At 37.4% G+C, this 11,527-nt stretch carries 5 protein-coding genes; 1 reads left to right on the top strand and 4 read right to left on the bottom strand.

Annotation, left to right across the window (positions count from 1 at the left end):
• A complete protein-coding gene (locus KF816_02770) occupies positions 1 to 1,980 on the top strand; it encodes a tetratricopeptide repeat protein (protein MBX3006929.1) in 1,980 nt (659 codons plus the stop codon).
• 170 nt (positions 1,981 to 2,150) lie between these two features.
• Here KF816_02770 and KF816_02765 read toward each other — a convergent pair whose 3' ends face one another.
• The 4 genes from KF816_02765 to KF816_02750 form a co-directional block, all read right to left on the bottom strand.
• The gene (locus KF816_02765; GenBank protein MBX3006928.1) at positions 2,151 to 2,765 is read right to left on the bottom strand and encodes a T9SS type A sorting domain-containing protein; all 615 of its coding nucleotides are present in this window, start codon (positions 2,763 to 2,765) and stop codon (positions 2,151 to 2,153) included.
• 1,326 nt (positions 2,766 to 4,091) lie between these two features.
• Positions 4,092 to 5,114 (bottom strand): PorV/PorQ family protein, encoded by a 1,023-nt coding sequence (locus KF816_02760; protein ID MBX3006927.1) that lies wholly within the window; start codon positions 5,112 to 5,114, stop codon positions 4,092 to 4,094.
• Between the two features lie 34 nt (positions 5,115 to 5,148).
• The gene (locus KF816_02755; GenBank protein MBX3006926.1) at positions 5,149 to 8,817 is read right to left on the bottom strand and encodes a hypothetical protein; all 3,669 of its coding nucleotides are present in this window, start codon (positions 8,815 to 8,817) and stop codon (positions 5,149 to 5,151) included.
• Positions 8,818 to 8,845: 28 nt separating this feature from the next.
• Positions 8,846 to 11,524, bottom strand: a complete 2,679-nt coding sequence (locus tag KF816_02750) for a TonB-dependent receptor (GenBank protein ID MBX3006925.1) — start codon at positions 11,522 to 11,524, stop codon at positions 8,846 to 8,848.
• Positions 11,525 to 11,527: the final 3 nt, after the last annotated feature.

Below are 11,527 nucleotides of genomic sequence, written 5' to 3'. Positions count from 1 at the left end.
GTGGGAATATCTAACAAACAAAAAAAATATATAGAATTAAATCGCACTAAATATTCACACCAAAAGTTGGCTGATGATTTGAGTCTCGACCCCGCCGAGGTAAAGGAATATCTTGATGCAAATCCTCCGGTAAAAACTCCATTCTACTTTTACCTTATAATGATTTTTATTCCGGTATTCTTTTTTGTATTGCTTGAAGTCGGACTACGAGTTTTTAATTATGGGTATGATTTTTCTATGTGGGGTGAAGTTATTGAGGGAAAGTATATTTTAAATCCTGATGCGCCAAGAAGATATTTTACAACAGTAAAAAGTGTGCCCGCTTCAATAGAAGATATTTTTGATAAAGAGAAAGTTCCGAATTCGTTTCGTGTTTTTATTTTAGGAGAAAGCAGTGCCGCGGGTTATCCATATATGCCAATGGGAGCTTTTTCTCGATACTTAAGAAGACGACTTGAATTATCCTATCCCGATAAAAAAATTGAAGTAATAAATATTGGTCTTTCAGCAATCAGTTCTTATACCGTTCGAGATTTTGTACCGGAGGTTTTGGATCAAAGGCCCGATCTAATTCTTATCTATACCGGTCACAATGAATATTATGGCGCGCTCGGCGTCGGTTCTCAAGAATCGGTTAGCAATTCACGCGCGCTCGTTAATATGCTACTCTACATGAATAGATTCAAAACCACGCAGTTAGTAAAAGATTTTATCCAATGGTTTGTTGGTATAGTAGGAATTAATGATGAGGGGCCTGCAACGGGAACGCTCATGTCGCGTATGGCAAAGGAAAAGGAGATAGAATTAAATTCCGAGCAGTTTAATGTTGGAATCAATCAGTTCGAAGGAAATTTGACAGATATTATTGAGATGATTCAAAATCAAAATGTACCTCTCATAATTTCAACACTCGCAAGTAATTTAAAAGGTCAAGCTCCATTCATCTCAATTAATAAAGGTGATAACCCGAGCGCAAACCAGATATTTAGTGAAGCGGAGAAGGAATATTCTGCCGGCAATTATAAAAAAGCCAATTCACTCTATCGTTACGCAAAAGATCTAGATGGCTTACGCTTTAGGGCACCCGAAAAGATGAATTCAATTATCCTTTCTTTAGCTAATAAATATAAGGTGCCCACAATAGATGCTGATTCTATGTTTAGTGCTATGAGTAACGAAGGAATAATTGGGAATGACTGGATGACCGATCATCTGCATCCCAATCTAGCTGGATACCAGAAAATGGGAAAATTATTTTATGAAAAAATGCACCAGGTAAACTATCTTCCTGCCAACAGCACCGCGGCAATTCCATTTGAGGAGCAGGATAGCGCAACACTAAATAATTTTGTTTATTCTCATTTTGATTCGGTAGTGGCTGATTATAGAATTAAGCTGTTAAAAAATGATTGGCCCTTTATCGATCCTAAATTAAAAAAAAGTTATTGGGAGGTTTGCATACCAAAAGATTATATTGATTCAGCTGCCGTTCATTTTCTTTTAGGAGATTTAAGCTGGGGAAAAGCTATTGAAAAAGTCGCTGATAAAAGTTTACGCAGAGATGACATAATTCTATTTACACAACATATGCGAGCGTTGATTTATCAATATCCCATTGTGGTTGAATATTATAGAAAAATAGAGAACATAACACTGATCTTGCTTCAAAGAAAAGAATATAATAAGGCCAAGATAATATTGAATATGGAATATGAATTAAGTCCAAACGCGTTTTCAACGAAATGGCTCGGACAGATTGCACTTCAAAATGGGAATACTGAAGCAGCAATAAAGTTTTTGGAAAAATCTTTATTCTATAATCCCGAAGATGAGCAGGTATTGTACAATCTTTCCGGCGCTTATGCATTAAATAAAGATTATAAAAAGGCTTATCAATCAGTAACCAAACTAATTGAGAACAATCCGAATCATCAAGGTGCTAAGAATTTACTGAATCAACTGAAGGGTATTTTAAATTAGAGATTTATTGTACTGAACAATCTTTACAAAAACTCATTTTGTAGATTCCAGCTAAAGACATACCGGAATGACTACATTTCAAAATTTCTAAAATTTGAGATCCGATTAAAAAAAAAGCCCCGCTTATTCAGCGGGGCTTTTCTAAAAGCTAACAGCTGATAATTACTTCCTTATTTTATCAACATCATCTTTTTAGTAGCATTATAATTACCAGCGTTCAATTTATAGAAATAGATTCCACTGCTTAATTTTGAAGCGTTGAAATCAAATTCATATGAACCGGCTTTCATTTCTTTATTAACAAGAACAGCTACTTCCTGACCAAGAACATTATATACTTTCAAGCTTACCAATTGATCTTTCGGCACGCTGAATCTAATAATTGTTGTTGGGTTAAATGGATTAGGATAGTTTTGTTCTAAGCTGTATTGATTTGGTAAACCAAATTCAAGATCGCGAACACTGCTTAATCCGCTTGGCCAAGTTTCAAATTGTGAAGATTTATCTGCATCCGGTAGCCATGAATCGAGTGGAGCTGTATATGGTTGAGTAAAGGTTCTTGGAGCTGTTTGAGCTATAAATCTAACTCTACCCGATTTTGTGGTACCAAGAGCACTAGCTTCTCTCTGCCATGATCCGTCAGCTTTTTTATAACCATAGCGGTATTCAAATGCATTAAATGAAGGACCATTAACAGTTAATGTACCTTCATAAATTTTATCACCGTCAGGATCTGTAAGTTCAAATTGTTCTATTGCATCTTCTGCTCCTGCCCATCCCATCATTCTTTGGAACAATGGCTGACGAGGCAACCAGTATAATTTATCACCTGCTTCCATTGGAACGGCAACTTTTGAAGGATCGTAAGCATCTTTCATATCGACACGGAATTTAATTTGAACGGATTTATCCTTTGTGATTACAAACGCAGGATGCACATCATCATAGTATAATTTTGTTTCTTGTTGGTTTGCTTCACCTTTAAATGTCACGGCACGGTCACCGCCACCTGTAGAAAGTGGTCTTTCCCATGTGTCTGTCCAGATACCGGGGTTAGCAAGAATTGCGTAGTATTTATAGGTTTGATCTTTTCCGACTTCCTGGTTTTCAAAAGGAACAGTTAAAAACCATTGTTCAGGGAAAAGTGGATCTTGATTCATTGTTGATCTTGCGGGATCGCTATCGCTCCATCCATTAAAACCGCCTCTAATTTGAAGTTTATCAACAGCAGGATCATAAACACCGATCTCTTCAAGAACGCCCATATCTACTGTAAACGCAACGTTACCGCTTGCTAATTGAATATCCGGATTTGCGTTATTCCAGAATCTTTCAATTTTATTTACGCCATCTACAACTCCGTAAATTCTATTGGCATCGCCACCAAAAACATCACTTGCAGATGGTGTGTTTGTTGGACTTTCCCAAGTTCCATTGGAAGCTGTGGTTGAACTAAAGATGAATTTATACATTAATATATCACCTGAAGTACGTTTAACAGTACCTGTATATTTTTTGTCGCCATCAGCATCTGTTAATTCAACAGCGTTTGTTCCCCAATCTGTAAAGTTACCAGCTACAAATACTTTACCTGTAGCAGGATTAAATCCTTGTTTAATTGGCAAGGTTAAATCAACACTAAACTCAACGTCTGTTTCAACTTTTGTGTATGGAGTTCTGTTATACATAAATCTTGTGATGGTTTGATCTTCGGTTCCAACAGTAACTTTGCTGTTATCGCCGGGTTCATCTTTACCATCCCAACCCAAACCAATGTTGAACTTATAGTCGTAAGTACCGGGATCAAGTTCATAAGTTAGTTCATAAATCTGGTCCTTATCATCATCGGTTAATACTTTTTCAGCATTTGCCGGTGGTTCGTTAAGCCAGTTGTTCATTCCGCCGGGAACAGTAACAACATCTTTAGCAGGGTCAAATTTACCCTTGCTTATCTCTATTCTCATGTCTGCCTTAAAAGTAACTTTTTTCTTTTGGGCATCAACCGTTGAGAATGCTACGAGGAGCAGAAGAGATAGTACGATCATTTTTTTCATGGTGCCTCCAATTAGGTTTGTGTAAAACAATTGTTTATAAATTAATCAATTAGTTAGTTAGAATCCTAATACAACTCCAAAACTGTGAAGATGATCAAGATATTTCATTTGTTGATAAGAATAATCAACCGATATTTTGAACACTCCTAATCCGCCGTAATGAATTCCGGCGCCAAGGGTTAACCCTTCCTGTGTGTCATCTAGGAAAAGTCCTTTATAACCTCCTCTTAATGAAAGTAGATTATTAAAGAGAGAAATTTCACCGCCCACATTCACCCATTGATTATTATCGTTAGGATGAATTGCATCGACTGCCAAAGTAAGACGGTGTTCATCTAAAATTGTAAAATCGCGTGACAGCCCAATTTGTAAACGTAATGGGAGTTCATATTGATCTGTAGAATACCAGGCGTCTATAGTTTGATTATTACCAGCTCTCTGTGGATCGGGATCGTGCCGAATTAGTAAATCATCACCGCTCATTTGCAGTTTCGATCCATAATTTGAAATGCTGGAAGCAAATTTAATTCCATAAAATGGAGTTGTGAAAACTGTTCCAACATCAACTCCAAAACCTTCAGCACTCGAATTATATATACCCTCGCGAATATATTTGATTGTAACACCCACTGCAAAATCGCTTGTTATAAATTTTGCGTAAGATAAACCAAAGGCATAACTGCCTGCGTTAAATATTTCTCCGGTACCTTCGGGATAATATTCGGTAGTAACTTCCATATCGCCAATATTTAGAGCTGTTATGCCAATACCGAACACACCAAGATCGCCGGCAGGGATAACCGCGCCAAAATAATTTACATTTATATCAGCAAACATTTTGGTGTATGTAAATGCGGTTTGATATTCAGATATACGAGCGATACCCGCCGGATTCCAGTACATAGCAGAGGCATCATCGGCAACAGAACTGTAAGCTGCGCCCATAGCATTAGCACGGGGCCCGATACCTATACTTAAAAACTTTGCGGCAGTTGTACCCGTTTTGGTAACTCGCTGAGCCATTACCGGCTGAAGCAGAAGCACCAAAATTCCTATTACCATTAATTTTTTGTTAAACATGATTAAACTCCTTAAAATTTTTCGTCCATTAGAATTATTTAATCACTGCAAATTTTCCAATTTTAGAACCAATGCCTGGAGCGTCAACCTGAAATACATAAACACCATAAGCAATGTTCAAATTATCTTTTGTAAGCATTTTCCATTCTGCAGTACCATCATTCAACGGACTATCATGCTCTATTACATCAACTAATTCACCATTAATTGTAAATATTCTTATTGTACATTTGCTCGGAAGATGAGTGAAGTGAAGCGAACGAGGACCTCTTCCGCTAGCATAAGGATTTCTTGCTTCCCATTGAGCTGTAGCTACATAAGGATTTGGAACCACTTTAATTTTCTCCATTTCCAATTTAGCTTGTTCAGTATCAACCATTCCCGCGCTTGCAACAAATCTAAATATATCACTCGATAAAAATGGTTTCTTCAATTTAATTTCTAATTTTTCACCCGATTTCGGGAAGCGGGTTCCTAAAGTTGTACTTGGTGTATCAAAAAGGTAGAACCACCATGTGTATTTAAGAATTCCATTTTGATCCGGTTCTAAAAACACTATACGGTCTCTTCTGGCACCATTAGTTGTAAGATTTCCATCTGTTCCATCAACCTCAACAAAGCCAAATTCAATATATTTTTTTGTACTCATGTTATATACTTTGAAGTTTACCGGTTTCGCCGCAAATGTGTTTGAACCAAGTCTAATTTGAGAAGAAGTACCAAAACCAACCTCCCCAAATTCAATTCGGTAATCATTAGGTCTTTCTTCACCAGTTATTCCTCCCGGCCAAACAAATTTTTCAAATTGATAAGAAACAATTTTTTCATCAGGCCAAATTGAAACAGCACGGTCAAGTTCTACTCTTCTCTCATTAACAAAGCTAAGGCGGAAACCATCAACTAACGGTTGTTCAACATCAGCTGATAAATTCTTAAACTTATTTATTAATATTCTTCCGGCGGTACTATCACGTAAAGTATAATTTTTAGTTGTGAGTGTATCCGGCTGACCGGTTCTTTGAGCAACCTTAATCGTATCTTCAAATGTTAAGTAGTAAACATGATTGTTTTTTATTTTATTTATATCAACAATATTATAAGCAACCTGTCCCGATGTTGTACCTTGCATCAGAGAAATATTACCGAGAGTTGGAGCTACATAACCGGCAACCGGGGCTTCAGGGGTAACACGCGCAACGTTTGAACCTAATTTTACACTTCCATCTGCCTGCAATGAAACGCGAATCGGTGATTCGGAAGGAATAATTTCACCTAAAGGGAATCCGAAATCGTAAGCAACAACCGCATAGTAATATGTAAATCCGTTAAACACAGTTGTATCAACAAATGAATGTTTCAATCCGGTATCATTTCCAAGATAGTAGCGGATACCATCAATACCTATCGGATCAAAACCTTTAATTCCATTAACTAGATCATACTGCGCAATTGGTAATCTGAATTGTCTTCCGCCAAAGCCATTCGTAATTTGTTCAGCATCTTGGAAAGCAGGATCGGAAGCGCGGTAAATTTTATATCCCTCAAAGTCTCTACCATTACCGCCAATAGCATCAATATAGGCATCGAAAGATTTTTCAGCGGCATCATCCCAATATAATGTAACTCTATTATCTCCAGGAATCGCAGTGAGAGTTGGAGTAATAGGAGCATTGGCGAAACGATAATCGTTGTTATATGTTTCTTGTGCTCTAACCCGTTTTCTGAGAATTTCACTTTTTCTGAATTGACCACCTGGATCGGGAACAGTACCATTAGCGAGCAGAACAACTAATGAGACCGGTTCTTGTTGTCCCGATTTTAATGGGAATAAACTTGAACTAACAAACAAATCATATTCTCCTGCAACCACTTCTTGAGGATCAAAGAATTTACCCGGAATCATAAAATCGAACCACATTTGAGCGTCACTATTAATATTTAATCCACCGGCAGGAACGTAATCGGCATTTGTAATACCAATTTGATCGGTTTCAGAAACGTCGGTAACATCAATGCCCGGTTCGCCAGGCAATCCTAATCTTGCGCCGCTTGTTGGTTTTCCATCATTTTCACCTTCGTCACCTGTATCAGCAACGCCATCCATGCCCACATCATCACGAGCGGGGTTCCAATCATAATCATTATCTTTTCCATCATCACGAGCTTCATCAATCATTACATCAATACCATCATCAATACCTTCATCAATTGCGCCATTGCCGTCATTATCAATTCCATCGGCATATTTTTTACCGAGAGTTGAAGCAACTACATTATAGAGAATTATTTTATCATTAACCCGATATCTAAAATATGGGGCGTCATTAGCAGCTTGAGTAATCATTGCCTGTGTAACGAGCGGGCTGTTTGCCTCGCCATCGTCATCATTATCAATACCATCTTTAAATGGTAAATTTATTTTTTCTTGGGTAACCATGATCAAATGAATTTTACCATTTTGGAATGAATCCGGAGTTGGCCACAATTTCCATTTATTGCTCGATGGATTTGAATTAGCTAAATCAATCATTGCCTGAGTTACTACTGGACTATTTGCTTCAACCTTAAATCTCGGTTTCAAAGCTGACCATGATGCATTTATTGGTTGTGCTATTCCATCAGCGTAAGTTACACCTCTTTGAACTCCAAATGGAATGTGAGTTTGGTTTTCATCAATTAATCCATTACCGTTATCGTCAATAAGATTATCCGGGATTTCCCCTTCAATCATTTCTGCCGTAATAAAATTGTCCAATTCTGGACTATCGCCATCGTTATCAATTCTATCTAATGCGTTACCTGGAGTTTCAAGGAACGCAACCGCAACAATACCCACCGGATCGGATCCAAAAGTTGGTGCTCTATGATCATTATCTCTCGTCCACGCAATATCTTCTAAAAGATCGAATTCAGAAATATCATCCTGCGAATCTCCATCACCGCCTACAAAGTCTGCATACCAAACTGTAACTCCCACTTTTTCAAGATCGCCGGTACCATCATTTTTAATGTTATGGAGAGCATAAATAGCATCCTCCACCAATACTTGTGACCACGCAAGAATTCTAACTTCAAGAATTAATCCTAAACCTTTTCTTGTTAGATCAGTCTGATCCGGGAAAAAATTACCATAACGGTCATAATTATCATCGGTAGCTCTATAAAAAATTTCCTGATCTGCATTAAAAATATTTTTACCAAAATATCCGTTCCATGATCCACGCCAGCCTGGATCAACTTCATCGGTTTGGCGATCGGGCCAGAAATCAGGCCATGTATCAGGATCAACACTAGTAGCTATCAAATTTGTTTTTTCATTTAAGTAACCCGGGATTGGCTCAAAGTTCCACGACTTTCCACTTGGCGATTGACGGTAATTAGGGACTTCAACAATTCTCTGGCGGGTCCCGGTATTGTCTGTAACTTCAGCACCGGCCATAATCCCTAATAATGCGAGGTACACTTGTCCGGTATTTTTTGGCCATTCAAAGGGTGTTTGCTCATTAATTGGAAACGAGCCGCTTGTTCTTCCAGCTTGGCCATGATTAAAGAATGTAGCTCTAATTCTGTTACCTTCCATTTGAGCTTTAGTTCTTTTCGAAGCATTGCCACGCTCTTTACTTGGCACATATTGCGCAAATGATTCCATTGTTATAAACAAGCTGATCGTGACAATTAGGAATACTTTTAACGATCTTGACATTTATTTAATCTCCTATTTCTTTTAAACTTTAGAAAGAAAACTCAAATCCAAATTCTATTCTTCTTGGCTCGCCGTAATTCCACGGATACCTTAAATACTCTTCAACCGTATTTAGCCGGTTCGGGTCATTACCTATATTTCTTCCCTCTGTTGTATAATCCGGTTTTCCCGTATCGCCAAATACATTTACAACTACTTTATTATCGAGAAGATTAAACACACGCAAGAAAGAGGTAATATCAATTCCTGCAAGATTAAATGATTTATGCAATCTCAAATCCAATTGGAATTGAGTAGGCCTTCTTCTGCTGTTTCTTTGTAATCCCGACGTAATTCCTCTATCCGCAGTGTACTGTGTAATTGAAGGTGTGTATGGTAAACCAGAGCCATAGCGTGCGATTGTTGAAATTCCCCAGTCAGCTTGTCCTACAAATACAGAGAGATTTAGAATATGGTTTTGATCCCAATCCAAAGGTATTAAAAAAAGTGTTGGCTCATTATTTCCAAGTTGTGCGTTAAATTCATCTTCTGGACTTGAATTGCTCCCCTCAGCAACTTGATACGTATAATTTAGATCGAGTGAATAAAAGTCTGAAAATCTTTTGGAAACATTAAGTGTAATTCCTTTTACATTAGAGTAATCTTTATTTATATAACTTGAATAGGTCACCAAATTTCTTGTAGAAGTTAGTGGACCAGCTGTTATCCAGTTTCTGATATCACGATAGAATCCGGTGAATTCCATTGAAAAGTTATCGAAGAATTCTTGTTTAAAACCAAGTTCATACATTGTTGTACTTTGTGGTTCTAAATCGGGATTTCCATAAACTCCATATCCGTTTCCTGTATTGGGGACGTAATAAGGACCACGATTAAATAAATATTGAAATGTGGGAATCTGCAGAAACTGTCCGTATGAAAAATGTAAAACACCTTTATCGCTAATTGGGTATGCAATTCCGAATCGTGGTCCTAGCGACCATTTAGCGGAAGCATCCTTATAAAAATATGGCTCTCTTTCAGCTAGTGTTAAATTTTCGAGTTCACTTCTCAAAGGTAAATTTATATTTGGATCGGTCGGATCAACTAATACTTTACCTCTCGAGTCAAAATAATCAAGACGTAATCCTATATTAATAATTACACTCTCAAATTCTATTTTATCCTGTATATAAGCGGCTAGTTCAATTGGCTCACTGTCGTATTTAGTTCTGTTAGGTGTATTAATATCCGGAATAGCTGGCTGGAACGGCTCAACCTCAATATTGTTTATTCTCAAGGGTTCAATATTGTAATCATCGAAACTAAGGTTATGAACTCTCCCCTCAATACCAAATTTAATAAGATGATTCTCGCTAACCTGACTTGTGTAATCTAACTTTCCGATAAGAGTTTCGGTCTTACGGTAAAATCGATGCAAGTTTGTTCCTTGTGTAACATAAGAATAAGCCACTGTACGAAGTGAATTTGGATGCATATAACGAGCATCAAACGGGTCTTCATATAAATATTCTTCAAAATCTTTTTTGAATTGAGATAGCTTGAATGTATAGAAAGCGCTTCCGGAAATTGTGTGAGTCATTGTAAAAGTAGCATTGTAGCTATCCGCAAACTTATTCACATCTCCGAATGGATTCCATTTAAAGAAGTGGTTATAATCTCTATAATTTTCTTTTGAATACAGAACTTCTGCATTGAATTTAAAAAATGATGAAGCGTAATAACTCAAGTTAAATTGACCAATAAATCGCTTCGACCAATTCATTGCGGTTAATGAACCATCGCCAGCGGTTGAATCCGGATTAAAATTATGATAACCATATAAATAACCATCATCATACATATAACGGCCATTCACAAAAAGAGTAAGCTGATTATCGGTAAATGGAATTGGTCCGCTTAAACTTGCTTGAAGGTTATAATTAGCCAAAGGATTTACTTTATCGATTCCGACAAAATAATCTTTAAAGTTGCTTATATAATCACTCGAATAAACTTTTATATCTGACTTAAATGACCTACCCCCTTCTTTGGTTACAGTATTAACAATACCAGAAAGTGCCTGTCCATACTCAGCATTAAAAGTTCCGCTGATAACTTGCAATTCTTGAACGCTGGAATTATCAATATCGATGCCTCGACTGTTATCATAAGCATCGGTAATAGAAATACCATTAACCCAATAAGCAATTTCTGATGAACGACCACCACGGATATGAAAGCTACCATCAGCGCCTCTGGTAACTCCAGATTGGAGTTGAAGCACATCATTAATTTCGGCTACCGGTAGATTTTTGATTTCATCAGAGGTTACACGGGCTTGGCTTGAGGTAACATCTTTTTGGATGCGGTCAACGTTGCCTTGAACAACAACAGTCCCGATATCAAACGCTGTATCTTCTAGTTGAGCGTCTTGAACAGTAGTTAAGTCGATTGATATTTGTACGTTTTCAATAACAACAGTTTGATACCCGATATATTGTATTTTGACATTATACTTTCCGGGAGGGATATTTAATATAACATACCTACCGTCAAGATCGGATGCGGCGCCTATTGTTGTGCCCTCGAGCGTAATATTTACGAACGGAAGAGCTTCGCCGGTTTTTTTATCTGTTACTTTACCTGTTAATTTACCAGTGGTGCCGGCACTAATAATAACGGGTAGCATAGCAACAAACAATAGCATGGTAAAAAGTTTCTTCATGGT

It is taken from the genome of Melioribacteraceae bacterium (assembly GCA_019638015.1).
Classification (GTDB): domain Bacteria; phylum Bacteroidota; class Ignavibacteria; order Ignavibacteriales; family Melioribacteraceae; genus JAHBUP01.
Note: the sequence above shows the minus strand (reverse complement) of the source record. Positions and strands in the feature narration are given on the sequence as shown.